This window comes from Spirosoma arcticum (assembly GCF_054779955.1).
In genome coordinates, this window is the sequence record NZ_BAAGXG010000008.1 from 75,952 (window position 1) to 99,899 (window position 23,948).

A 23,948-nucleotide genomic window follows, 5' to 3' on the forward strand; every position below is an offset into this window, starting at 1 on the left:
GTAAATCGTACGTCAGCCGGTTATTCAGTGAACAGCGGGTTTCCGGGATTTGTTCGGCTGGGTGAGGGGCGCTACAGATCAAGTTGCACAACCAGTTCGGGCAGCACGCCTTCCCCCGATAGGATAACGCTAACGCCTTGTTTAATTTCAATGGAACCGTTCTCCCGGTAGATAAACACCTGCTTGCCCGCCCGGTCGATTAGCCAGCCTAAGCGGACGCCGTTTTCCCGGTATTCTTCCATTTTCTCCTTTAGTACCTTCAGTTCGTCGCTCGTTGACCGAATTTCTACCACAAAATCGGGACAAAGCGGGGCGAACCTTTTTCGATCTTTCTCCGGTACGCTATCCCATTTTTCTTTATTTACCCAGGCTACGTCCGGCGACCGAACGGCGGAGTTGGGTAGTTTAAAGCCAGTCGATGAGTCGAAGGCGTAACCGAGTTTGGTACGGCGGTTCCAACTCCAGATTTCGCCGGATACATCGGCATTGTACCGTCCTGTTTCTGTTCCAGTGGGGGGCATAAAAATGATATTTCCGTTCGTGTCGCGTTCCAACCGGACGGTTTCATTGGCCTGACAGAGGTCAAAGAAAAAGTCGTCGTCGAATTCGCGAGAGCGGGGCGGATGTAGGGTGCGTAGTTCCAGTTCCATGAACAGCAATCAGTTTAACCTAACTATAACGAAATTTACGCAAAATCTTCACAACTGCGCCAGCAAATACAGCACCGCCATGCGCACCGCCACGCCGTTTTCGACCTGATCCAGAATAATGCTGTGGCTCGAATCGGCCGCGTCGGAGGTGAGTTCAACGCCCCGGTTGATGGGGCCGGGGTGCATCAGCACAATGGGGCGGTCCAGCTCATCGAGCATCTGTTTTGAGATGCCGAAATAAAGCGAATACTCCCGCAACGACGGGAAATACTTGATCTGCTGGCGCTCCAACTGAATGCGCAGCACGTTGGCTACGTCACACCACGCTAAAGCCGCCCGAACGTCGTGCCCCACGCGAACGCCGAGGGCTTCGATATGCTTCGGAATCAGCGTTTTCGGGCCACAAACCATCACCTCCGCTCCCTGCTTTTGCAGACAGAAAATGTTGGACAGTGCTACCCGCGAGTGCGTGATATCGCCGATGATGGCAATGCGTTTACCCGCTACCTCGCCGAGGACCTGGCGAATCGAAAACGAGTCGAGCAGTGCCTGCGTAGGGTGCTCGTGGGTACCGTCGCCCGCGTTGACGACGTTGGCCTTAATGTGCTTGGTGAGGTAATGCGGAGCGCCGGGGCTGCTGTGGCGCATCACGACCATGTCGACTTTCATGGCCAGGATGTTGTTGACCGTGTCTAACAGCGTCTCCCCTTTTTTGACCGACGAGCCGGACGCCGAAAAGTTAACGACGTCAGCCGAAAGCCGCTTTTCGGCCAGTTCAAACGAAAGCCGGGTGCGGGTCGAGTTCTCGAAAAAAACGTTGGCAATGGTCACGTCGCGCAGGGACGGTACTTTCTTGATGGGGCGGTTGATGACTTCCTTAAATTGGTCGGCCGTTTCCAGAATCAACTGAATGTCGGACTCGGTTAGGTCTTTGATGCCCACCAGATGGCGGACGCTGAGGGCGGTTCGACGGGTCGATTGGGCCATGAGGGGTAACGGAGCGCTATAAAATTGGGCAAAGATAGCATTGGCCACTGCTTATTTTTAGCGAATGATCACCAGGCCACCGTCCGTATCGCAATCTTGCAGTCATCGGTAGGGCATAGCGGTTGTTTAATTGGTGACAGCGTATCAACTTTGCCGAACGGGATTATTCGTCGGTTCAAACCATCGGCGACGAGACCCTTACCAGCTAATTGATTACACTATTCCTGCGCTGATTCTGGCGTTACTACCCGTTATCTCTTTTTGTAATGCACACCCCTTCTATTCCCTTTCAAGTTACCGACTGGACCGAAGTGCCCGCTACCGAGTACCCTGGCGAGTCAGGAACGGCCCGTTGGCGGACCCTTAAATTTGGGTCGTTGCGCGTCCGGTTAGTCGATTACTCGCCCCGCTTCCTGTCTGATCACTGGTGCAAACGGGGGCATATTATGTTCGTCGTTTCGGGCGTGCTGGAGATAGAGCTGGCTGACAATCAAGTGTTCCGGCTTACACAGGGGATGTCTTTTGAAGTGTCCGATCAGGAAAGTGTTCACCGCACCCGCACCGATGCAGGCGCTACGCTGTTCATTGTGGATGGCGGTTTTCTGGCGGGCGAGTCAACCAGTTTGTAGGTCAGTGCCAATGGCCGTAGCCTGAAATGTAGTGATCGGCTTATGGCTATCTGACACCTTCCCAGGCTTTCAGTTCCGACTGGTGCGCATCGCGTTGTAATTGCCAGGCCTGGTCAATCCGCATCGTGTTTCGATCCGTAGAGGTGTAGGGCAACCAGCCTGAGCCTGGATCACCCGTTTTTGCAAAGTTCACCCAGGCCGTCTGCATTTGCTCGGCTAAGCTAACCGGACCACCTTCTGCGCCCAGCATCCCCCTCGGACCCGTTACTAAGGGCAACTGATTAAACACGAAGGGAAGGCCAAGCCCGTGGTAGGCTCCGTATGTTCCATTAGCCACGGGCGACTTCCAGGTAAATTCATAAAGATAGGTTTTTCCCCCTTGTCGGGCATGGGCGTCCGCATAGCGGATCGTGGGCACCTGAAACTGATAGGCCGTCAGGATGGTCGACAACAGTGCTCCCAGATTCTGGTTGGGGTATGCTTGTTTGTAAACCGCTATCAGGACCGAGGGCGCAGGGTGTAGTCGCTGGACTGCTTTTTTAAGAATAAAATTGAACTTGACCTTTTTCAGCAGGCCAGTTGGAACCAGAAAGTAGTTGGCCTCGTCGGCGTTGTTGCCCAGCAGCAGATCAAAGTCATCGGCAGTTCCTTTCTGCACCTGTTTTAACGGAATGTCGGGAATGATGTCGCCGTCAATCACGGGTAAGTACAATACCAAACCGCCCGTTGGATCGGTGTATTCGTCGGTTTCGAGCTTAACCATTTTAGGCGTTACTTTTTGCTGGGCTGCCAATAGTTCCTCGGGCGAAAACCGGCGATACGCTTCGCTGGTGTTGCTGATTTTCAGCTTTTTGGCGTACTGAGTGGCGATGCGGTCGGCCTGTTCGCCACTCAGCACTGCCTGCCCCGATCCACTCATCATTATCCCCCGCCTGAACAAGCCTTTAGCCGCCGGGCTGACCAGCAACACGCCCACACTCATCGCCCCGGCGGACTCGCCAAAAATAGTCACGTTCGCCGGATCGCCCCCAAACTGGGCAATGTTGTCTCGTACCCATTGCAGCGCTGCTAACTGATCCCGAATACCAAGATTAGAAGGTACGCCTTTGATTTTAAGGAACCCTTCGATACCGAGCCGGTAATTCAGCGAAACGGATACGACTCCTTTTTTTGCCAGTTGGGTGCCATCGTAGAGCGGGCCATTTCCGGTGCCCAACACAAACGCTCCCCCGTGAATAAACACCATCACGGGCAACCGCTGACCTGCTTCGCCGGGTGTCCAGATGTTGGTGGTCAGGTAGTCATCGCCTTTGACCCAACCTGCGCCAAAGACCGGTTTTCCGTCCATATCGCCGTCGGGTTGAGTAGGGAAAGGAGCCGTTGGTCCCGTCTGTCGGGCGTCGCGTACGCCCGTCCAGGGTTTATGTTTGGCCGGAGCGGCAAAGCGCAGTTCATCAACCGGTGGCGCTGCGTACGGAATGTTTTTGAATGTATTGATACCATTCAACCGCTGGCCCATCACCGGCCCCGCTTCGGTAGCCGCAACAAGGGTCACCGAGGTAATAGCCGTCGGTTGGGCGAAGGCAGCCATTCCCCAAACTGACAAAATCAGCAATGTGCAAAAGTCTTTCATCCCAATAGGTTTAGCCGCTAAAACGCTTCTGTGGAAGCGAAGTCCGTTAATTTATGTGCTTTTATGTGCTTTTTTTCGTGGCCGGTTGCCAAACAAAGCTCGTGTGGCCGACGTGAAAACTATGACACAAAAGCCGGTGTCAATATAACAAGTTTAGGATGCAAAACTGATTAATCAATAGCAATTGCCCCCGTGGTTCGACGGTAGTCCGCTGACTTCCAGGAAATTTTGTCTGGTTTAGGCATCGAAATGAATAATACACTGGTATAAACTACAAAATCCCCGGCACCGTTGGGTGTCGGGGATTTTTTGATTCACTGATTCGGTGGACTACGAAACGACGCTTATTTAGACGCGACGAGTTTCATTTCAACCGTGAAATCATCATAGATCGCTTTGTCGCCGATGTTTTCGAAGAATGACTTCGAGCCATAACGGATGTCGTACTTCGTGCGGTCGAGGACAGCTTTGCCATCGGCCGTGATCGAGTTAGCGGTCATCTTCACCGTGGCGGGGAACGTTACGGCGTTAGTGATGCCCTTGATGGTCATGTTGCCCGTAATGTCATACGCGTCGCCACCCTTCGGCGTCACTTTCGTCACTTTGAACGTCGAGGTCGGAAATTTCGTCGTGTTGAAAAAATCTTCCGACTTCATGTGGCCGATGAATTTGGCGTTGTAGCCCGCGTCGGTCAGGTCGGTGTTAACGATGCTGTTCATGTCGAAGGTGAAGGTGCCGCCGGATAGCTTACCGCCGTCGACCATCATCATCCCGTCGCTCAACTTAATGGTACCGCTGTGCTCACCGGTCACTTTCTTGCCGTTCCAGTTTAGAACGCTCTTCTGTGTGTCGACTTTAAACGTTGTTGGTGCTTTTTTACCGGGACCAAAGGCGGATGCGCTGACCATCACCGCTACGGCGACTATACCAGCCAGAAATTGACGTGTTTTCATGGAATTGTGTTTGTAAGTGGTTGTATAAATAAACATGGTTAATACGGATTATGAGGACCGGAGCTGGTCGAGCAATTGACTGAGGTGAACCGCTTCGTCTTCGGTCAACTTACAGTGCTGCGTTTTGTCCCACTCGGCCTGGTGAACATCGAGCCGTTTGAGCAGGGCCATCCCCGAATCGGTGATGACCACGTCAACCGCCCGGCGGTCGCTGGGGCACTCGGTCCGTAGAACATGCCCCTTGGCCACTAACTTATCGACTAAGCGTGAGGCATTAGACATCTTGTCGAGCATTCGCTCGGTAATGTCGCTCACCTTAACCGGGTTGGGATACTGCCCGCGTAAAATTCGGAGCACATTATACTGTTGTATCGTCAGTCCAAACGGCTTCAGCAGCCTCATCTGGCTATCGGCTACCCAGTTGCTGGTGAATATCAGGTTGACCATCACCCGGTGATACGGTGTTTTAAACGGCGTGGCCTGCTTAATGTCGGTTTCGATGGACATGCCGCAAATATAAGACAATTACATTTAATGTATCAACATTAAATACGAATTTATTTTATCGGTAGGGCGTAATTAATGGAGCAGACAGATCGAAGTCTCGGAAGCGCAGGGCCGGAATACCCTCAAAAGCAAAGCGAAACGGTGATGTATTGCCGGGGATATTAGGATAATAAGAGAGCCGGATCTGAAAACTATTGAACGTCAGGTTTTCGTTTCGCAATCGAAACCCAATGCCATAGCCCTGGTACAAGGGGCCACGCAGCAACGAGCGGTCGGGGAAGCTGACCAGGCCGACGTTGGCAAAGGTGATGAACGCTACCCGGAAACCGACTAAGTTCAGTTGTGAGAACAGAATGTTTTCGTAGTTGATAAGCCAGCGTTTGGTGCCCCGTAACGCATCGCTGTTGATGCCGATACCGTCCGTGTTGATGCCGCTGCCGTTGCTGCCCAGCGTGATGTACTCATTCTCGAACCGTCCAATGCCGGTGGTAAAACGGCTGTTGAAAAAATGGCGCATGTTACCCCATTTCGTTTTCAGCAACGGGCTGAAGTAATTTGATTCGAGCGACAGCACACTCTGCTCGATGCCTTTGGTGCGGGTGTACCCTCCCACACTGACTAACCCGTAGACGTAGCCGATTCGCTTGATGTATTTACCCTGCGAGAAATTCAGGCCCGTGTACAGCCGCTGCCCCAGTTCGGCATTGTCGAAGCCAATAACGCCCGCGATGGACTCGCCAACGGGTACGTCTTCGGTACGGCCAAACCCGTAAATAAGCACATCGCGAATGTATTTGCGCCGGGAGAATCCCACGCTGAACAGCGTTGTGCGGCTATCCTGGTAGCGCTGATTGGTATCGGCCGTTACATTGGGACGGTCGAGGTATTCATAGTTCGTGTTGCGGAGGGCGATGATGAGCCGCGACCGTCCTTTTTCGTCGGAGTCCTGCTGTCTGTAGAATAGCCGGAACGACCGGCCGAACCACACGTCGGAATAATTATAGCGCAGGGGGGCCACCAGCACCGAATCGTCGCGGGTAATAACGCGCTCGTTGACGCGGGTGTGGTTAACTTCAATGGAACCAGCGTACTTGGTGTCGGGCGTCAGAAATGGCCGGAACAGCCGCACCGACGTCTGTTTAAGGTCGCGTAGGTAGAGCAACTCGGCCTGCGCCGTCAGGAATGTCTTTCCAATAAACGGCACGGTGTAACGGCCCCGGTACTCGGCTCGCTGCCGGGGATCGGTGCCGTTGTAGTTAAACTGACTGTATAGCTGGTGGCCCAGCCCCCGGAAATTACGCTGTTCAAAGCCAATGCTGAAGCGGTTTAGTGCGCTTGCTCCACCGGTGGGCAGCAGCGACCAGACGTCCTGCGTAATCACGTACACATCGACAAACTGGCGGCTTCCGTCGCGGGGCAGCACCAGAATCCGGGCATCGTGGAAAATCGACGTGTTACGGAGCAGCCGCTCGTTGTCGCGCAGTACGTTAGGATTCACTTCGTCACCTTCTTTAAACAGCAGATACGACCGGCGAATAACGTTTTCGCGGGTGTTGACATGGACCCGGTTGCCCGCTCGTTCAACCCAGTTGCCGGATTTTCGCAGTGTATCGTACACCGACTGCCCAAACACACCGAGTCGCCGGATGTAGATACTCCCAATGATGCGTCCCTCGAAGGGCACAAACGGGTTGACTTCAATCTGATTAACCTCGCCGGTCCGAACGCGGCTGTTGTAAACATCCCGGAACACGGCGTCGTAGAGCTGTCGTGTCAGCCGCCGTTTGTACATGTTTGATTTCAGGCGCGTATAAAAAACGCTGTCGCGCTGCATCAGAATGCTGTCGGCGGTGGCGGTTGAGTTGGGCGTAGCAAGTGAATCAGTAGCGGCTTTTTTTGCTTTTCGGCCAGTGGTATCCGTCTGGGCGAAGGTTCTGGCACTGCACCCGGCATACAGCATCAACCACACCAGGTAGGGGCGAAGCCGAGGCCAGTACGCACGGGAATACAGTTGATTCATTGCCAGAGTTAGTACGGGTTAGAAGCCGCTCGTCGCCGATGGTTTAAACAGGTAGTTATCCCGGACAGCCTCTGGCAGTCGGAGTTGTTTACTTAATCATACCGACAGCCAGAGGCTGTCCGGGATAACTATAGACTAACTTAACGATTTATACAGCCAATAGTCGCGCTGCCGTTCGGAACCGAAGAGAAAGTAGTGGTATCCGAATCGTGTAAAGCCCATTTTCTCATAAAAAGCCAGTGCCCGCTCGTTCCGTTCCCACACGCCCAGCCAAACAGTCTGGTGTCCGGCCGCCCGCGCCCAGTCGAGACAATAATTCATTAGCATCTTGCCCTGACCTTGTCCCACCTGGCTCTGTAGCAGGTAAATACGTTGAAGCTCGATGGCGTGGTGCCGATGCGGTTGGGGGATCCGGCGCGGGGGCGCGTGTCGGCGGAGTTTGGCGTACCCAACAGGTGTCTGGTCATCGGCTTCGAGCACAAAAAACCAGGACCTGGGGTCGGCCAGTTCGGTTTCGAGAATTGATTGTGTAATGGCCGACGCGATATACTCGTCTACCAGTTCGGCCGGGTTGTGGGGTGGGCCAAAGGCTTCGCGCATGGTGACGGCCGCGAGGTCAGTGAGCCGGGCCGTGTCGGCAAGGGTGGCGGGTCGGATGGTCACGGGAATGATTGTCGATTCGTTTTCCACTTACTCACAGTTCGGGTGGTCCCTTGGAGCGTTTCTGACTCGGACGTTGCTGCAATCTTACCACTGCTTTTTGCTTTATTATTTTCCAGCAAGTAAGCGGCCAGCACAGCCGCCAGTTCATTTTCCGTCGCGTCCGGTTCCGGCGTCAGCTTCTCCGGCGAATCCACCGCACCGGCGGAGGTGCCGGTACGCCGGTGCGGGCCTTCCGACAGGCTGGGCGTAAAGTATTTACTCACAAAACCCGTGTCGAACTGACCACTGCGGAAGGCTTCGTGCTCCATCACGAACCGGCCAAACGGCAGCGTTGTCTGCACACCCGAAATCTGGTACTCGTCGATGGCCCGGATCATTTTCTGGATGGCTTCGGCGCGGCTGTTGCCGTACGTGATGAGTTTGGCGATCATCGGGTCGTAGTAAATGGGAATGGCCATGCCCTGCTCAAACCCGTCGTCGACCCGAACGCCGTTACCCTGGGGCCGCACGTACGTATCGAGCGTCCCAACGTCGGGCAGGAAATTGTTGGCCGGGTCTTCGGCATACACGCGTAGCTCGATGGCGTGGCCTTTAATCTGCAACTCTTCCTGCCTAATGGTCAGCGGCTTGCCCTCGGCGATGTAGATCATCTCTTTTACCAGATCTACGCCCGTAATCTGCTCCGTAACGGGGTGCTCGACCTGAAGCCGGGTGTTCATCTCCAGAAAGTAAAAATCTAAATTATCGTTGACGATGAACTCGACCGTACCGGCTCCGTAGTAGCCGCAGGCGCGGGCCACGTCGACGGCCGCCCGGCCCATGGCGTCCCGAATAGCGGGCGTCAGAATAGCCGAGGGTGCTTCTTCAACCACTTTCTGGTGCCGACGCTGCACGGAACACTCGCGCTCAAAGAGGTGAATAATGTTGCCGTGCTGATCGCCGAGCACCTGAATTTCGACGTGCCGGGGTGAGGTGACGTACTTCTCAATAAACACCGATCCGTCGCCAAAGGCCGACACCGCTTCGCTCACGGCGCGGTCCATCTGCTCGTCGAACTCGGCGTCGTTTTCCACGATGCGCATCCCTTTACCACCCCCGCCCGCGCTGGCTTTGATCAGGATTGGGTAGCCGATTTTGGCCGAGATCACTTTGGCTTCGGCCCTGTCGGTGATGGCTGAGGGCGTTCCCGGCACCATCGGGATGTCGTAGGCAGCAACGGCGGCTTTGGCGGCTAATTTACTGCCCATCATTTCGATGGCTTCGGGTGAGGGACCAACGAAGATCAGACCGGCGTCGCGCACCAAGCGGGCAAAATTGGCATTCTCAGACAGGAAACCGTAACCGGGGTGAATGGCGTCGACCTTGAGCTGACGGCATACGTCGATGATCGTGTCGGCCCGCAGGTAGGACTCGGCCGAGGGCGCTGGACCCACGCACACCGCTTCGTCGGCGTAGCGAACGTGCAGGGCGTTGCGGTCGGCCTCGGAATAGATGGCCACGGTTTGGATGCCCATTTCGCGGGCCGTCCGCATGATGCGCAGGGCAATTTCGCCCCGGTTGGCAATTAACAGCTTGTTGATGACTGGCATATCGTTCTCGCAGATGTCCGCAGATTATAACGCAGATTCTCGCAAATAAGAAGTTAATTGGCGAATGTCGGCGAAGTAATTTGCGAAAATCTGCGAGAACTTTTCTTACACAAAGCGGTACCTTGAATTTTGTGCATTGATTTGTATGACCGGAACCTTAGACGTATTTTTGCACTTACCGTGTAATAAACAGGGCATTAGCCCGCTAAACGAGCTTACTAAGTGGATTTATTTGAGAAACTGCGTCAAAATTTAGGCCCCATCGGTTCGCCATCCCGGGAGTATAACGGTCATCATTATTTCTCATTTCCCAAACTCGAAGGAGAACTCGGTCCGCACATGCGGTTTCAGGGAAAGGAAGTGCTGAACTGGAGTCTCAACAATTATCTCGGTTTAGCGAATCATCCCGACATCCGAAAGGTCGATGCCGATGCGTCGGCGCAGTGGGGCTTAGCGTATCCGATGGGTGCCCGCATGATGTCGGGCAACAGCGATCTCCACGAGCAGTTTGAGAAAGAGCTGGCCAACTTTGTTGGTAAGGAAGATGCGTTTCTGCTCAACTACGGTTACCAGGGCGTGATGTCGGCCATTGAAGCCGTTGTTGATCACCGCGACGTGATTGTATACGATGCCGACTGCCACGCCTGCCTCATCGACGGCATCCGGCTCCACAAGGCGAAATTGGGCGAGTATTACAAATTTAACCACAACGACATGGCCAGTCTGGAAAAAAACCTCCAGCGGGCTACGCGCAAAGCGGCTGAGAAAAACGGCAGCATCCTCGTCATTACTGAAGGGGTGTTTGGCATGTCGGGTAAAGTGGGCAGTCTGGATCAGATCGTGGCGCTGAAAGACAAGTACGAATTTCGGCTGCTGGTCGATGATGCGCACGGATTTGGTACGATGGGCGAAACGGGTGCGGGTGTTGGTGAGATGTTAGGTTGCCAGGACGGTATCGACCTGTATTTCTCAACCTTCGCCAAGTCGATGGCGGCCATTGGTGCGTTTATTGCCGCCGACCACGACATCATCATGTACCTCAAATACAACATGCGGTCGCAGACGTACGCCAAGGCCCTCCCCATGCCTTATGTGGTGGGCGGATTGAAGCGATTAGACATGATCCGGAACTCGTCGGAGTTCCGCGACAAACTCTGGGCCAACGTTCGGGCTATGCAGGATGGCCTGCGTGAACGGGGTTTTGTCATCGGCGATACGCAGTCGCCGGTAACGCCGGTACTGCTGCAAAACATGCAGGGCGGCATACCCGAAGTGGTCGCTTTGATCCGCGATCTGCGCGAGAACCTCGGTATCTTCTGTTCCGTCGTCGTCTATCCCGTAGTGCCTAAAGGCATTATCATGCTGCGCATCATTCCAACGGCCGCGCACACCCTCGAAGACGTGCAAATTACGCTCGATGCGTTTTCGGTCGTGGCTGATAAGCTGGAACGGGGTGTATACCGCCAAACGGACACCCAAACTGACCCTGAAACGCTCGAAGTATCGGCTGAAGCAGCCACTGAATAGGGTTTTTGCAAAAAATTTGCATTTTTCAGCTAATTTTTTGACTCATCTATTGCGCTGTATGTGAGAATGACTAAATTTCAGCCGAAAACCGCGTTTTTAGCGGAATTTGGGCACTTTTTTCACTTAAACCCGTACATATTACTATGGCACGCTTTGATGAAGTAAAGAATTTGGTAATGTCGCTCGAAGGTGATTTCGAGAAGTTTTATGACAAGAAAAACCAGGCCGCTGGTACCCGCGTTCGCAAGGGAATGCAGGATTTGAAGACCCTGGCACAAGAGATTCGTTCGGAAGTTCAGGAAGCCAAGAACAGCGCCGAAAAAGCGTAAGTTGCCGGTCGGTCTCCCAGCCGCACCCATAACACCCCCGTCAGGCAATCCCGCTGACGGGGGTGTTTTTGAGTTAAAGGAGTTTGTGACGGTCCGCCGTAGCGGTTTGTAGTTGCCAGCCGCAGGAACTATGAACCGCTACGGCGGACCGTCACAAACTCCTTTAACCACAACCTTAAATCTTCTCCCGGTGCATGAGCGTGGCAACACCCCGCGTGGTCACTTTTCCGGTTTGCACGTCGCGTAGTTCGCCCAGAATTTCGGCGGTGTGCTTCTCCGGGTTGATCGACTTAACCGTGAAAACGGCTTCGTAGTCGGTATCGACAAACATCGGACGCAGGAACTCCATCGTCTGGTTTAAGTACACGGAGCCATAACCGGGAAATTCAGTGCCGAGGACTTTGGTGAATACGCTGGCTCCTAACATACCGTGAATAATGGGTCGTTTGAAGGGCGTAGTGGCTGCGTAGTCGGCGTCGAGGTGGAGGGGGTTGCTGTCGCCGGTTACGCGGGCAAAATCAACTACGTCGGCCTGTGAGAATCGAAAAACGGACCGGTGGACAGCGTCAAGGGCGAAGTCAGTCATTTTGAATGATGAATGATGAATGATGAATGATGAATGATGAATGACATAGAGAAAACCCGGTAAAGTTCGGAATGTGTTTCTGAAACATTCATCATTTATCGCTCATCATTCATCATTTCCTTCAAGTCTGAGCGATTGCGCGTAGTTTTGCAGTCGATTCAGTTCATCTATGGGTAGAAATTTGTTTTCGCTCGGTACGCTGCACAGCAGGCGCGTCTTTGGGTTGGATGTCATGCGGGCCATGGCCATTCTGATTGTTGTTGATTCGCACGCAGGCATCGCTCTGAAAGACTATCACAGCCCGGCATTCTGGCACCACCTGCTGCCCGACGGCGTCGAGTTGTTCTTTGTGCTGAGTGGCTTTCTGATCGGCGGCATCCTGATTCGATCTTACGAGAAAAACGGCGGTTTCGACCGCGACCTGCTGCTAAACTTCTGGACGCGCCGGTGGTTCCGTACCCTCCCCGCTTATTATTTCGTGCTGACGGCCCTGATCGTGACGGCGTTGCTGCGGGCGTGGCGGAGCGGGTTGCAGCACACACTGCCGCCTGCCCGAACGCTGCTTGAATACTATTTCTTCTTGCAAAATTTTACCGCAGAGTTAGCGGGCTTCTTTCCCGAAACGTGGAGTTTAGCCATCGAAGAATGGTCGTATATCAGCCTGCCGCTGGTGCTGTGGGGGTTGCATACGCTGTTGTCGGAACGCTGGCCACGTCGGCGAATCGTGCTGGCCATGATTCTATTCGTCATCATCGGCTCAAACGCGTATCGGCTCGTCACGGCGCTTCAGGTGCCCATTTCGGCTGGTGAACTGGGGTATCGGGGCATCGTTGTCACGCGCTTGGACGCCATCAGCTACGGCGTACTGGCTGCTTACGGAAAGCACTATTTTCCCGCTCGGTGGACCAACCCCGCACTGCGTCGCCGATTGCTGCTGCTGGGGCTGCTGCTGACGGCACTGATCGCGCTCTCGGCGTCGGTGATTATGCTGCACCTATACGTTGAAACGGGTTTGTATCCAGCCTATGTCTTTTACAAACGCACGGTTTATTTTTTGCTTATCGGTCTGAGCATGACGCTGTTGATGCCGTACATGGATGGCTGGCGGACGGCTGCGGGTAGCTGGGCACGGTTCGGCATCGGACGCGCCATCACCCACGTCAGCCTGATTTCGTATTCGATGTACTTGCTCAACCTGACGCCCATCATGATGACCGTTGTCGACCGAATTCCAACCACGTCGCTCGCGGTCGGCTGGCTGAAAGTAGGCTTGTTCTGGACGTTGGTACTGGTGCTGTCGACGCTGCTGTTCAAGTACTTCGAGAAACCCGTTACCGAACTCCGCGACCGGCTTTCGGCGAAGGAACCAACGCAATTAGTGAATGAGCGAATTGGCGAATGACCGGGCTGGCTCACCAGTGAATGTGAATGCGCTGTACATTCGCTTATTCACTATTCACTGCTGGCTGGAATGGTCACTTACAATAACCCAGCGTTTTCTGATCTTGCGCCAGAGGAGCGTGAAATGGCCGTTTGCGTCGCCAATTTTGGGGCGGGTCAGGTGCCAGCGACCAATGACGTAGGCAACGTCCGGAGCCGGGAAGTCGAGTTGAAGAATATCGAATTTAAGCGTTCCCATCGATGCCCGGTCAGGATACCGCTTTTTGTAATTGGCCAGCGTGGGTTGATAGCCGTAGGTAATGCCGGTTTTTCCCACGAACGTGAGCGAATCGGAAGGCCAGTAGCCAACCATAAATTTGTCGACCCGCCCGGCATTCCAGTCTTCGGTTTGACGTTTGAGAACCAGCAAGATAGCCCGGCGGTCGTTGGTAGCATCCTGTTGACTACGGGCGGGAAACGTGAGCAGGGATAGAAAAAGCAGGTAGATGGATGCCTTCATACCGATAAGTTAGATTTTTGGTAAAACTACAGCAATAGGGGTAGGTTTGTAAATGAAAGCTATTGTCTGTCAGCAGTTCGGTCCACCCGATCAACTCGTTTTAACCGACGTACCAGGCCCAAAAGCGGGTAAAGGGCAGGTTGTTGTCCGGGTCGAGGCCTGCGGGGTTAACTTCCCCGACACGCTCATTATCGAAGGAAAATACCAGTTCAAACCAACTCTTCCCTTTTCGCCCGGTGGCGAGGTGTCGGGTACGATTACCGAAGTAGGGGAGGGCGTCAATCATCTAAAGGTGGGCGACGCCGTGTTTTCAATGTCTATCCACGGTGGATTTGCCGAAGAAGTTGTTACGAGCGCTGCCACAACACTGCCCATTCCCGCCGGAATGGACTTCGTGACGGCTGCGTCGACGATGTACACGTATGGAACATCGTACTACGCCCTGAAAGATCGTGCCAACCTGCAACCGGGAGAAACGCTGCTGGTGCTGGGAGCCGCCGGGGGCGTGGGACTGGCCGCCGTGCAGTTGGGCGTTCTGATGGGCGCGCGGGTCATCGCAGCCGCATCGACCGACGAGAAACTGGCGGTTTGCCGGGCAATGGGAGCCGCCCAAACCATCAACTACACCACCGAAAATCTGCGCGACCGAGTTAAAGAGTTAAGCAATGGCAACGGCGTCGACGTGGTCTACGATCCCGTTGGCGACCGCTACGCCGAACCCGCCATCCGGTCGCTGGCCTGGAAAGGACGGTACTTAGTCGTCGGGTTTGCAGCTGGTGAAATTCCCAGCATTCCGCTTAATCTGGCCCTGCTCAAAGGCGCGTCCATTGTGGGGGTATTCTGGGGGGCCTTTGCGCAACGCGAACCCAAAACGAGTATGCAGAACTTCGGGCAGATTCTGAACTGGATTGCGTCGGGTCAGCTAAAACAACACATCTACAAACTGTATTCATTAGCCGAAGCGCCCAACGCCCTCCGCGACCTGATGGAACGTCGGGTAGTAGGGAAGGCCGTAATAAAACTATGAGACTACAAAATAAAGTTGCCATCATCACCGGAGCCGCCAGAGGAATTGGGCAGGGAGCCGCCGAGGTATTCTGCCGCGAAGGGGCCACCGTCATTATCTGGGATTTGCTCGACGAAGGCGAAACCACTGCCCAGGCCCTGCGCGATCAGGGATTCCGGTGCGAGTTCATGCACGTCAGCACCACCGACGTGCCCAGCATCGAAGCCGCAGCCCGCGACATTAACGAACGCTATGGCCGCATCGACATTCTAATCAACAATGCGGGCATCACCCGTGATAAAAGCTTGCTCAAAATGTCGTTCGGCGAGTGGCAGCAGGTCATCGATGTGAACCTGACGGGCGTGTTCAACTGCACTAAAGTTGTTGCCCCGTACATGGTTGAGCAGAAATACGGACGCATCATCTGTACGTCGTCCATTGTGGGTGTGCACGGCGCATTTGGGCAAACAAACTACGCAGCCGCTAAGGCGGGTATCATCGGGATGGTGCGTTCGTGGGCGAAAGAGCTGGGGCCGAAGGGCATCACGGCCAATGCTGTAGCACCGGGCTATATCCGTACCCCCATGACCGATGCCATGCCCGACGAAATTAAAAATCAGGCCATTGCCACTATCCCGGCCCGGCGCATCGGCGAGCCATCCGACATTGCTTATGCTTACTTATATTTAGCCTCTGACGAAGCCTCGTTCGTCAATGGTCACGTGCTGGCCGTCAACGGCGGGCAGGCGTCGTAATATTGGTTAGCTTGTTGTTTAGGTATGTGGGTGTTTAAGTAGTCAACCGTAAACACCCATGCACTCAAACACTCAACACCCATTTTATGAACCGAGTCCGTAAATTTTACAACGAATACAAACCGTACATCTTTTCGGATGGCTGGTACTACGTGTTCATCGTCGTCTTCATTCTTATTCTCTTTATCTTTTTCTCCTGAGTGACTGCACGTTCGACCGTACTGGCCATCATTAATCCGTTGTCGGGTACCACGTCGGGTACGCACAAAGTCCGGTTGCGCGACACGTTCCTGCACCGGGCCGATGCGCTGGGTTATGCGGCCGAAGCCGTTCTGACAACGCACCCCGGCCACGCCACCGAATTAGCCACTGCCGCCGTTGCGCAGGGTGCGAGCCGGGTGCTGGCCATTGGGGGCGACGGCACCATCAACGAAACGGCGCGGGCGCTCCGGCGGTCGGCTACGGCGCTGGGGATTGTGCCCATTGGGTCGGGCAATGGCCTGGCGCGGCATCTGGGTATTCCGCTTAATCCAATAAACGCTATTGAACGCGCCCTGAGCGGTCGGCCGGTGGTAATCGACAGCGCCGAAATCAACGAACACCCGTTTTTCTGCACGGCTGGGTTGGGGTTCGAGGCCTACGTCGCACACGCCTTTGCGCAACAGCCAGTGCGCGGCCTGCCGACTTACATCCGCACCGCGTTCCGGGCCTACTGGGCGTATCGGCCGGGGCGATTCCGAATCGATGGGGGGGAGGAGAAGCCGCTGTTTTCGCTGACGTTTGCCAACGCCGGGCAGTTCGGTAACGGAGCCTGGATGGCGCCAACGGCTAACATTGCCGATGGGCGTTTGGATCAATGCGAGATGAGGCCCTTTCCGGCCCAGCTAACGGGGGTACTTACGTGGCGGCTGTTCAACAAAACGCTGAACCAGTCGAGCTACTGGCAGGGCCATTCCATCACTAAAGCAACTGTCCAAACCGACGGTCCGTTGCTGATCCACGCCGATGGTGAACCGCTGATGCTGCCCTCTGGCACGGCTGATGTGCGGATACTGCCGGGGAGTTTGCTGGTGTTGCTGTGAGAATGGGCACTCGAAAGGACACTTCGTAAACGCGACCGGCACGTTCATATCAATTACGCGTGTCCTTCTCTTTTACGTGTTCTATTGCTTTCATTGCAGCTAAATTCTTCTTAGCCCGCTCCACTTTATTCTCGATAATGGGGTGTTCCCGAAGACTTTTGACGAATTCAGGATCTTTCAGATTCTCCTCAATACTCCTGTTCTTTTTTAGTGCAGTTCCCATGAGTCGGCCCAGTTAATCAGGTTAAAGATAATACAAACCATCAGGTAACGACTCAAACGGGTACGGTGGGTAATTCATCCATGCAAGTTACGCGAACATGCCCGATATTTGCCCCCTCAAAACCATCCCCACGCCGGGCTAACCAAACCGGCTGACGGGGACCAGCCAATGTCTCAAAAAGTAGTTCTTGCCTTTAGCGGAGGTCTCGATACCTCCTTCTGCGTTAAATATCTGTCCGAAGATCGGGGCATGGACGTTCACTCGGTGCTGGTCGATACGGGCGGCTTTTCGGATGCCGAACTGACCGCCATTGAGGAACGGGCTTACTCGCTCGGTGTCAAATCGCACGTGACGATCTCGAAAACCGATGACTACTACCAGCAGTGCCTGAAGTTTCTGGTGTTCGGTAATGTACTGAAAAACAACACGTATCCGCTCTGCGTGAGTGCCGAGCGGATTTTTCAGGCCATCGCAGCGGCCGAATACGCCCGGAAGATCGGCGCGACGGCCATTGCGCACGGCAGCACCGGCGCGGGTAACGATCAGGTACGGTTCGACATGGCGTTTCGGATCATTGCCCCCGACGCCGAAATCATCACACCCATCCGCGACTTGAAACTCTCGCGCGATGCCGAAATTGAGTACCTGAAGGCTAAAGGCGTGGAGCAAGAGTGGCACAAAGCGGCTTACTCCATCAACAAGGGCCTGTGGGGAACCTCGGTAGGCGGCAAAGAAACGCTTACCTCCGATCAGTTTCTGCCCGAATCCGCCTGGCCCACGCAAGTGACAAAAAGTGAACCGGAAACCATTACGCTAACCTTTGAGCACGGCGAAATTAAGGGCATTGCCAACGAACAATACGATAATCCCGTCGACGCTATCCGCAAACTGACCGAACTGGCCGGACCGTTCGGCATTGGTCGCGATATTCACGTGGGCGACACGATCATCGGCATCAAAGGCCGCGTGGGTTTTGAGGCTCCGGCTCCGTTGATTTTGATTAAAGCGCACCACACTCTCGAAAAGCACGTGTTGGGCAAATGGCAGTTGTACTGGAAAGATCAACTCGCAAACTGGTATGGCACCATGCTCCACGAAGGGCAGTTTATGGACCCTGTCATGCGCAACATCGAAACGTTTCTGGCCGACACTCAGAGCCACGTCTCCGGTAAGGTTCACGTGCTGCTGGCTCCCTATCGGTTCCAGGTGCTGGGCATCGAGTCGGACCACGACCTGATGTCGCCGGTATTCGGCTCGTATGGCGAAATGAACAACGCCTGGTCGGGCGACGACGTGCGGGGTTTCTCGAAAGTAGCCTCGAACCAGGTCATGATCTACGAAAAAATCAATAATCAGTGATCGGGAAAGTGCGAAAATACTGCGCTCCCCGCAGCGTGGCCTATCCCCTTCAGGTGCTCGATCTGGTCGTGGATGCCTACGCCGGGCTGGCTCGCAAACGCCGGAAAACGCCCGCTATGGACCGCCCGACCGTGCTGGTGATGACGTCGGGGCACCTCGGCGACGCGCTGATTCTGTCCTACACCTTTCCACTCATTCACCAGCGCTACCCCGGTGCGCAGATCGACGTGGTGGCGGGGTCGTGGTGCGATCCCATCTGGGCCAACAATCCGTACATACGACGAACGGTGTCAGTGGATCACCCAAGCACCAACCGGCGGGCGCTGACGACGGCTCAGAAGTGGCGCGTGTTTGGCCAGACGGCCCGCGCGGCCATTGCCCGACTGCGCAACGAAGCGTACGACTACTCAATCGACATCCGGTTTTCGAGCGCTCCCATGCATTTTTTGTTGCCCTTTCTGCGGGTGAAACGCGCCATTGGGTTTGGCTCGTATGGGTGGGGCGGTCTGCTCGATGACGAGTTTTTTTTGCCCGACGGCGAGTTTCATAATTTCAGCGTGATCGGTGAGTTGTTCGGCAAGATGGGTGTAGAAGCCGATATCCGAACGGTGACGCCATATTTTCCGACTGGCCATCTGGCGGTAGAAACGGTTTGGGAGAAGTTACGAGTGCCCATGCCGGATGGTCCGGTCGTGCTGTTGTTTCCGGAAACGGGCAGTCCCGAGCGCGAACTGCCACCTGCGTTCTGGCACCACGTTGTGGCCCGTTTAGTCCGTCAGCAGCCAGACGCGACGTTTGTTTTTGGGGGTCAAACGTCGCTGACCAATCAGCTCTACAGCGCTGCCCGGCACGCTTTCCCCGCCGAAACGCATCGGTTCGTAGCGGCAGTGGGCACGTTGACCATTCGGGAACTGGCCACGCTGGCCCGGCAGGCGGCATTTGCCGTCACGCTCGATTCGTTACCGGCGCACCTGTGCGTCATATTTTGCCCAACCGTTTCCTTCTTTAACGAGGGTATGGGCCTGCAGTTTTTCCCGATTGGCAATCAGCCTTCCTTTGTGTTTCACAATCACCCCGCCAGCCGGAACCTAACCATCGACCGGCCGGGTTTCGTGAGTGCCTATGTGGAGCGGTTCGACGAGGACGTCATCGACCGGGCGCTCCGGGCGGTTCAGTCAGCTTCCGTAATTAAAGTACAGTGACAAATCAACTCATCAACGCGGGCATCATCGGCGGGGCGGGCTACACCGGTGGCGAACTGCTGCGCATTCTGCTCCATCACCCGTTCGTTAACATCGCGTTCGTGCACAGCAAAAGCCAGTCGGGACAACCCGTCTGGACGACGCATACCGACCTGCTGGGCGATACGGACCTGACTTTTTCGGGCGATGACCCCGCCGTTCTGCTCGGACAGGCTGGAATCGACGTTCTTTTCCTGTGCTCCGGCCACGGGGCGTCGGCCACGTTTATGGCTGAGCACGACATTTCGGACGACATCGCGGTGATCGACCTCAGCGCGGATTTTCGCGGGGAACAGGACGATTTCGTGTATGGTCTCCCTGAACTTCAGCGCGAGCGCATTCAGGAAGCCACCCGCATTGCCAATCCCGGCTGTTTTGCCACCAGCATTCAGTTAGCGCTGCTGCCGCTGGCCAGAGCCGGGCGGCTCACCGGGGCCGTGCAGGTGAGTGCCATCACGGGCAGTACCGGCGCGGGACAGGCGCTGATGCCGACTACGGGCTTTACGTGGCGCAACAACAACGTTTCTATCTACAAGGCATTCTCGCACCAGCATCTGACCGAAATTCGCCAGACCCTGACCATGCTCGCCCGATTCCACGGTGCCCCCGATTTTAGCCACGCCATCAATTTTATACCATACCGGGGTGATTTCACGCGCGGCATTATGGCCAATGTGCATACGCCCTTTGCGGGAACGCTGGATGAGGCCAGTCAACTGTACCGCACCTACTATGTCTCCCATCCGTTTACGCACCTCAGCGACGCTCCCCTTGATGTGAAGCAGGTTGTCAACACCAACAAGTGTTTCCTGCATCTGGAACTCCACGACGGGCAGTTGCTGATTACGAGCGTCATCGACAACCTGCTTAAAGGCGCGTCGGGGCAGGCCGTTCAGAACATGAACCTGATCTTCGGTCTGCCCGAAGACACGGGTCTACAGCTGAAGGCCGTGGCGTTTTGAGCCAGCCCCACCGGTGTAGTGCCTTGCCACACGGTAGTGACCAACCTTGCGCAACGGGTGTTAAAAACGTTTTCAGTTGTGACCCACGCGCCCGGCATAACCTGCCTGTTCAAAACCAAACTGTGGGGTGGGCGTTGCTTCGTAGATCTGATCGGTATCCTGATTGGAAACAATAAACTCGAATACCTGCGCGGCCGGGCCACGCAGCTTAATGCGAAACTGATTCCCGTTCAACAGGCCGCCCGGCATTCGGACTAAGTCGGTACGCTCCTGACCGTGCCGGAGGTTGTGGCCGCCCAAAATCACGACCCGCCAGCCGTTTGCCACGGGGGTGTAGCGAATGAGGTAGACTGGCCGCTGCGGGCCGGGCCTGCCTTCTGTGTAGTTATACGCCTGAATTGCGTCATAGCGCTGCCAGTCGCCCACCTGGTCGGGTTTGACTTCGGGCTGCTCTTCCATCGTAGAATTATCGAAAAATCGTTCGTAAATCTGGAGGTCGGCCCGCGCCTGAAACAAAGCCGTAACGCTGTGGAAGGCATGATTAGACCCCTGCCAGGTAGCAAAATTAAACCGGCCCGGCGCGTTGAACAGGTGAAAGCCGCTGCCAATGATGCCGCCCTCTAAGAACCGATGGACAGCGTAGTAACTGTACATCTCGTAGGGGGGGATCCAGATCTTGGGTAGGTCGTCGCAGGGGTTGCCGCCGTCGTTGAAGTTGATACAGCCCGTATCCATACCCGTTGGCACCCGGCCGATTACGTTGCCCCGATTCTCTACCTGTCCGGCAATATCATCTTCGTACATCAGCTCGCGCATCATCAGCGTAGGCCGGATCGACTGGCCACCCCGGTTTTTCATTCGATACCGGTTGGCCTGCCAGTGGCCTACCTGATCGGCAACGACGTGGCGCGTTTTGATGGCGGCCCAGATAGATTCGTAGTTTTGTTTGGCGGGGTTCTGGTCAACCCATATATCGTTATAGTCCGACTCGCCTATGTCAAATTTAAACTGGTAATAATAATCGAGATGCATCGTCTCGTTACTGTACACATCGCCCTTAAGCACGTACTGCCGCCCGTTGATGGTGATGTTACCGTTGCCGTCACCGCCAATGTGCGACACGTCGGCGAATCCATCCTGGAAAACGGCCGTCTCATAGGCAGTGCCTTTGTCGGGCTGGCCTTGGTACATGGATGAGCCGAAGGCGCACAGACCTCCGAATGGCGAACGCTGGCGGGCCATCTGGAGCAGCAGGACAACCCGGTTCGTTCGGCGCGTGTTTTTTTCCCGTTCCCACGCGCCCGCGCCCCGGTTGGCGAGGGTTTGTAATGAAACGTTGGTTTCTCCCGTCGATTCGAGGGTGATGGTCTTGTTCTTAGCCGAGTTCCAGTCCTCGGGGAAATGACCATTCTTGTAAGTGCCAACTTTGGAAAAGCCCGGATAAATGGATCCTGCATTGCCGGGGTACCACTCGCTCGACGCTTCAATGTTAGCGGACCAGTAGCCCCGTTCTGCCCCGACCGCCTTCCCCTGATAATGCTGCTCAAGGGTGGCCAGCGAGTTTTCGAAGTAACCAGCTCCTTCCAGCGGGCCGTGTAGTCCGGCTTCTGTGGCGTAAACTAAACCCTCGCCGAAGGGAAGGTTCCGTTGCTCAGCTTCAGTCACGGCGAAGTTACCAAACAGGTTTACGCCCTGCCGACGCTTATCGTCCAATGACTCACTCGTGTTTCTAAAATCGACGCTGAACTTGAAATTAGGCGAATAATATTTGTTCAGACCAAACTGAGCCGCGTTGACCACCCGCTTGGGTTCGGGAGCGTAGGTAAGCTTGACCAGACCACCAACACGATCAGTCGGCCGGTCGTCGGGAAGCGAGTTTACGCACTGGCGCGACCCATCGGAATAAAGTGCGAAAATAAGCTTTTGGTTGTCGGGCAGCGTGGACACCCGGTAACCAATAATTGTTTGAGCAGGGCTGACGTAGTAGGCCAGCAATAGCAATCCGAAAAAGAAGGTACGCATGGTGTTGTTAAGGCTTGTAAGTGATATTGATTTCGGATGAGTAGTCGTCTATCGAACAGCTGCCGGTGGTTGGCGTCGAGCAGGTGGTGAGGGTAATAGGGGTGGAGGATGCGCCGGAGCAACCGTTGCTGGTGGTACAGATTGCCGAGTACGTACCCGCCGTGTTCAGGTTGATGCTGTTGCCCGTCACGCCGGTGGACCAGGTTATCGTTCCGTTGCAACCGCTGGCCGTTAGAACAGCGGGGGCGTTGGGGCAGACCTGGGTGGTGCTGGCGCTCAGGGTGGGCGGGGCCGGGGGCGTGCAGCCCCCGCCATTACCCGCGCAGACGCTGTTGAAGCACAGATAACCACCGCCGGTTCCGTTGCTGTTGCCGCTGCTCAACTCAATTCTGTTCTCACCTTCTTTGAGCGATACCGATGCAATGGTCAACGCCACAAAGGAAGTGGCCTGACTGAAGCGCAGATTTTGGCTGACGTTGTTAATGCGCACGATGCCGTCCACGCTGCTTTCTGGTGAGCGGTAGCTGATCGTCAGGGGGTAGTTGCCCGCTTTAACCACCGTGATGATGACGGTGCGTACCTCCTGGTTGTTACCTGAGCACACGGGTGCAAAATTCGTGCAGCCACTGACGGGTAAGGCGGGGCAAGTGATTAGGGTGAGCGATCTAGAGGGGGCACTTACGCAGTCATTGGTGGTACAGGTAGCTGAGTAGTTGCCCACATTGGTAACGATAATACTGTTACCGCTTTGCCCCGTCGACCAGTTCACCGTCCCGCTGCAGCCGCTGGCTGTCAGCGTGGCTGCATTGTTGGGGCAGACCTGGGTAGTGCTGGCGCTCAGGGTGGGCGGGGCCGGGGGGGTGCAGCCTCCGCTACCGACGCAAACGCTGTTGAAGCACAGATACCCACCGGCGGTTCCGCTGCTGAACCCAATCGTATTGTCACCTGCCTTGAGGGTCACGGCGGGCAGGTTCAGGGTGGCGTAGGCGTTGGTCTGGTTGAAGCGCAGGTTTTGGCTGACGCCGTTGATGCGCAGGATGCCCTCGACATTGCCTTCGGGGGATCGGTAGCCGATGCTCAGGGGGTAGGTGCCCGCCGTGGTGACGTTGATGGTGACGGTGCGCATCTCCTGACTGTTACCCGAACATACTGGCGCGAAACTCGTGCAACCGCTGGTCGATGCGGGGAGACACGAAGTGAGCGTGAGGGAAGTAGACGAACCGCTGACGCAGCCATTGGTGGTGCAAGTGGCCGAGTAGTTGCCCACCGCGTCGACGCTGATGCTGCTGCCGGTCTGTCCACTGCTCCAGGTCACCGTCCCGCTG

23 protein-coding genes are annotated in these 23,948 nt (G+C 55.3%); 10 read left to right on the forward strand and 13 right to left on the reverse strand.

Annotated elements, in window-relative coordinates; genetic code table 11:
• Positions 1-71: 71 nt before the first annotated feature.
• Positions 72-650 (reverse strand): Uma2 family endonuclease, encoded by a 579-nt coding sequence (locus tag ACYVHB_RS18810; RefSeq protein WP_461053322.1) that lies wholly within the window; start codon positions 648-650, stop codon positions 72-74.
• 48 nt (positions 651-698) lie between these two features.
• Complete coding sequence (locus ACYVHB_RS18815; protein ID WP_461053323.1) at positions 699-1,637, reverse strand: aspartate carbamoyltransferase catalytic subunit; 939 nt, start codon at positions 1,635-1,637, stop codon at positions 699-701.
• A gap of 266 nt (positions 1,638-1,903) precedes the next feature.
• Between ACYVHB_RS18815 and ACYVHB_RS18820 the strand changes: the two genes are divergently transcribed.
• A complete protein-coding gene (locus tag ACYVHB_RS18820; RefSeq protein ID WP_461053324.1) occupies positions 1,904-2,266 on the forward strand; it encodes a DHCW motif cupin fold protein in 363 nt (120 codons plus the stop codon).
• Positions 2,267-2,312: 46 nt separating this feature from the next.
• Here the strand turns inward: ACYVHB_RS18820 and ACYVHB_RS18825 are convergent, their stop codons facing one another.
• The 6 genes from ACYVHB_RS18825 to accC form a co-directional block, all read right to left on the reverse strand.
• The gene (locus ACYVHB_RS18825; RefSeq protein ID WP_461053325.1) at positions 2,313-3,899 is read right to left on the reverse strand and encodes a carboxylesterase/lipase family protein; all 1,587 of its coding nucleotides are present in this window, start codon (positions 3,897-3,899) and stop codon (positions 2,313-2,315) included.
• A 344-nt stretch (positions 3,900-4,243) separates the two neighbouring features.
• Positions 4,244-4,852 (reverse strand): YceI family protein, encoded by a 609-nt coding sequence (locus ACYVHB_RS18830; protein ID WP_461053326.1) that lies wholly within the window; start codon positions 4,850-4,852, stop codon positions 4,244-4,246.
• Positions 4,853-4,900: 48 nt separating this feature from the next.
• Positions 4,901-5,359, reverse strand: a complete 459-nt coding sequence (locus ACYVHB_RS18835; protein ID WP_461053327.1) for a MarR family winged helix-turn-helix transcriptional regulator — start codon at positions 5,357-5,359, stop codon at positions 4,901-4,903.
• A 55-nt stretch (positions 5,360-5,414) separates the two neighbouring features.
• Positions 5,415-7,379 (reverse strand): hypothetical protein, encoded by a 1,965-nt coding sequence (locus tag ACYVHB_RS18840; RefSeq protein WP_461053328.1) that lies wholly within the window; start codon positions 7,377-7,379, stop codon positions 5,415-5,417.
• Positions 7,380-7,514: 135 nt separating this feature from the next.
• On the reverse strand, positions 7,515-8,069 hold the full coding sequence (locus ACYVHB_RS18845; protein ID WP_461053329.1) for a GNAT family N-acetyltransferase: 555 nt from the start codon (positions 8,067-8,069) through the stop codon (positions 7,515-7,517).
• A complete protein-coding gene (gene accC / locus ACYVHB_RS18850; protein WP_461053330.1) occupies positions 8,039-9,631 on the reverse strand; it encodes an acetyl-CoA carboxylase biotin carboxylase subunit in 1,593 nt (530 codons plus the stop codon). The genes ACYVHB_RS18845 and accC overlap by 31 nt, the downstream gene beginning before the upstream one ends.
• 222 nt (positions 9,632-9,853) lie before the next feature.
• On the opposite strand from accC, the gene ACYVHB_RS18855 reads away from it, so the two are divergent.
• Positions 9,854-11,158 carry an aminotransferase class I/II-fold pyridoxal phosphate-dependent enzyme gene (locus tag ACYVHB_RS18855; RefSeq protein ID WP_461053331.1) on the forward strand — a complete coding sequence of 435 codons (1,305 nt, stop codon included), beginning with the start codon at positions 9,854-9,856 and terminating at the stop codon, positions 11,156-11,158.
• 143 nt (positions 11,159-11,301) lie between these two features.
• On the forward strand, positions 11,302-11,487 hold the full coding sequence (locus tag ACYVHB_RS18860) for a histone H1 (RefSeq protein ID WP_461053332.1): 186 nt from the start codon (positions 11,302-11,304) through the stop codon (positions 11,485-11,487).
• Positions 11,488-11,662: 175 nt separating this feature from the next.
• Here the strand turns inward: ACYVHB_RS18860 and ACYVHB_RS18865 are convergent, their stop codons facing one another.
• Positions 11,663-12,073 carry a MaoC family dehydratase gene (locus ACYVHB_RS18865; protein WP_461053333.1) on the reverse strand — a complete coding sequence of 137 codons (411 nt, stop codon included), beginning with the start codon at positions 12,071-12,073 and terminating at the stop codon, positions 11,663-11,665.
• 169 nt (positions 12,074-12,242) lie between these two features.
• On the opposite strand from ACYVHB_RS18865, the gene ACYVHB_RS18870 reads away from it, so the two are divergent.
• Positions 12,243-13,475, forward strand: coding sequence for an acyltransferase family protein (locus ACYVHB_RS18870; protein ID WP_461053334.1), 1,233 nt, complete (start codon positions 12,243-12,245; stop codon positions 13,473-13,475).
• Positions 13,476-13,529: 54 nt separating this feature from the next.
• Here ACYVHB_RS18870 and ACYVHB_RS18875 read toward each other — a convergent pair whose 3' ends face one another.
• Positions 13,530-13,973, reverse strand: a complete 444-nt coding sequence (locus ACYVHB_RS18875) for a YybH family protein (RefSeq protein WP_461053335.1) — start codon at positions 13,971-13,973, stop codon at positions 13,530-13,532.
• A gap of 52 nt (positions 13,974-14,025) precedes the next feature.
• On the opposite strand from ACYVHB_RS18875, the gene ACYVHB_RS18880 reads away from it, so the two are divergent.
• The 3 genes from ACYVHB_RS18880 (at position 14,026) to ACYVHB_RS18890 (ending at position 16,816) form a co-directional block, all read left to right on the forward strand.
• Positions 14,026-15,000: an NADPH:quinone oxidoreductase family protein gene (locus tag ACYVHB_RS18880; RefSeq protein ID WP_461053336.1), complete on the forward strand. Its 975-nt coding sequence runs from the start codon at positions 14,026-14,028 to the stop codon at positions 14,998-15,000.
• The gene (gene fabG / locus ACYVHB_RS18885) at positions 14,997-15,734 is read left to right on the forward strand and encodes a 3-oxoacyl-ACP reductase FabG (protein ID WP_461053337.1); all 738 of its coding nucleotides are present in this window, start codon (positions 14,997-14,999) and stop codon (positions 15,732-15,734) included. Before ACYVHB_RS18880 ends, fabG begins: the two co-directional genes overlap by 4 nt.
• A gap of 200 nt (positions 15,735-15,934) precedes the next feature.
• Positions 15,935-16,816, forward strand: a complete 882-nt coding sequence (locus ACYVHB_RS18890; protein ID WP_461053338.1) for a diacylglycerol/lipid kinase family protein — start codon at positions 15,935-15,937, stop codon at positions 16,814-16,816.
• 49 nt (positions 16,817-16,865) lie between these two features.
• Here ACYVHB_RS18890 and ACYVHB_RS18895 read toward each other — a convergent pair whose 3' ends face one another.
• The gene (locus ACYVHB_RS18895; RefSeq protein WP_461053339.1) at positions 16,866-17,039 is read right to left on the reverse strand and encodes a hypothetical protein; all 174 of its coding nucleotides are present in this window, start codon (positions 17,037-17,039) and stop codon (positions 16,866-16,868) included.
• A gap of 168 nt (positions 17,040-17,207) precedes the next feature.
• Here ACYVHB_RS18895 and ACYVHB_RS18900 point away from each other — a divergent pair, with 168 nt between their 5' ends.
• Genes ACYVHB_RS18900 through argC form a run of 3 tightly spaced genes read left to right on the forward strand, consistent with a single transcriptional unit; the run spans position 17,208 to position 20,601 of the window.
• Entirely contained in the window at positions 17,208-18,398 is a 1,191-nt protein-coding gene (locus ACYVHB_RS18900) for an argininosuccinate synthase (RefSeq protein WP_461053340.1), read from the forward strand.
• A gap of 8 nt (positions 18,399-18,406) precedes the next feature.
• Positions 18,407-19,600, forward strand: coding sequence for a glycosyltransferase family 9 protein (locus ACYVHB_RS18905; RefSeq protein ID WP_461053341.1), 1,194 nt, complete (start codon positions 18,407-18,409; stop codon positions 19,598-19,600).
• Entirely contained in the window at positions 19,597-20,601 is a 1,005-nt protein-coding gene (gene argC / locus ACYVHB_RS18910; RefSeq protein ID WP_461053343.1) for an N-acetyl-gamma-glutamyl-phosphate reductase, read from the forward strand. The genes ACYVHB_RS18905 and argC overlap by 4 nt, the downstream gene beginning before the upstream one ends.
• 72 nt (positions 20,602-20,673) lie before the next feature.
• Here the strand turns inward: argC and ACYVHB_RS18915 are convergent, their stop codons facing one another.
• Both ACYVHB_RS18915 and ACYVHB_RS18920 read right to left on the reverse strand, forming a co-directional pair.
• On the reverse strand, positions 20,674-22,623 hold the full coding sequence (locus ACYVHB_RS18915; RefSeq protein WP_461053344.1) for a hypothetical protein: 1,950 nt from the start codon (positions 22,621-22,623) through the stop codon (positions 20,674-20,676).
• Positions 22,624-22,630: 7 nt separating this feature from the next.
• The coding region (locus tag ACYVHB_RS18920; RefSeq protein WP_461053345.1) for a CBM35 domain-containing protein at positions 22,631-23,948 on the reverse strand (1,318 nt) is incomplete at its 5' end.

Coding starts and splice junctions, on each gene's coding strand:
- ACYVHB_RS18810 (WP_461053322.1), bottom strand. CDS start 650: ATGGAACTGGAACTACGCACCCTACATCCGCCCCGCTCTCGCGAATTC.
- ACYVHB_RS18815 (WP_461053323.1), bottom strand. CDS start 1,637: ATGGCCCAATCGACCCGTCGAACCGCCCTCAGCGTCCGCCATCTGGTG.
- ACYVHB_RS18820 (WP_461053324.1), top strand. CDS start 1,904: ATGCACACCCCTTCTATTCCCTTTCAAGTTACCGACTGGACCGAAGTG.
- ACYVHB_RS18825 (WP_461053325.1), bottom strand. CDS start 3,899: ATGAAAGACTTTTGCACATTGCTGATTTTGTCAGTTTGGGGAATGGCT.
- ACYVHB_RS18830 (WP_461053326.1), bottom strand. CDS start 4,852: ATGAAAACACGTCAATTTCTGGCTGGTATAGTCGCCGTAGCGGTGATG.
- ACYVHB_RS18835 (WP_461053327.1), bottom strand. CDS start 5,359: ATGTCCATCGAAACCGACATTAAGCAGGCCACGCCGTTTAAAACACCG.
- ACYVHB_RS18840 (WP_461053328.1), bottom strand. CDS start 7,379: ATGAATCAACTGTATTCCCGTGCGTACTGGCCTCGGCTTCGCCCCTAC.
- accC (WP_461053330.1), bottom strand. CDS start 9,631: ATGCCAGTCATCAACAAGCTGTTAATTGCCAACCGGGGCGAAATTGCC.
- ACYVHB_RS18860 (WP_461053332.1), top strand. CDS start 11,302: ATGGCACGCTTTGATGAAGTAAAGAATTTGGTAATGTCGCTCGAAGGT.
- ACYVHB_RS18865 (WP_461053333.1), bottom strand. CDS start 12,073: ATGACTGACTTCGCCCTTGACGCTGTCCACCGGTCCGTTTTTCGATTC.
- ACYVHB_RS18870 (WP_461053334.1), top strand. CDS start 12,243: ATGGGTAGAAATTTGTTTTCGCTCGGTACGCTGCACAGCAGGCGCGTC.
- ACYVHB_RS18875 (WP_461053335.1), bottom strand. CDS start 13,973: ATGAAGGCATCCATCTACCTGCTTTTTCTATCCCTGCTCACGTTTCCC.
- ACYVHB_RS18880 (WP_461053336.1), top strand. CDS start 14,026: ATGAAAGCTATTGTCTGTCAGCAGTTCGGTCCACCCGATCAACTCGTT.
- fabG (WP_461053337.1), top strand. CDS start 14,997: ATGAGACTACAAAATAAAGTTGCCATCATCACCGGAGCCGCCAGAGGA.
- ACYVHB_RS18895 (WP_461053339.1), bottom strand. CDS start 17,039: ATGGGAACTGCACTAAAAAAGAACAGGAGTATTGAGGAGAATCTGAAA.
- ACYVHB_RS18900 (WP_461053340.1), top strand. CDS start 17,208: ATGTCTCAAAAAGTAGTTCTTGCCTTTAGCGGAGGTCTCGATACCTCC.
- ACYVHB_RS18915 (WP_461053344.1), bottom strand. CDS start 22,623: ATGCGTACCTTCTTTTTCGGATTGCTATTGCTGGCCTACTACGTCAGC.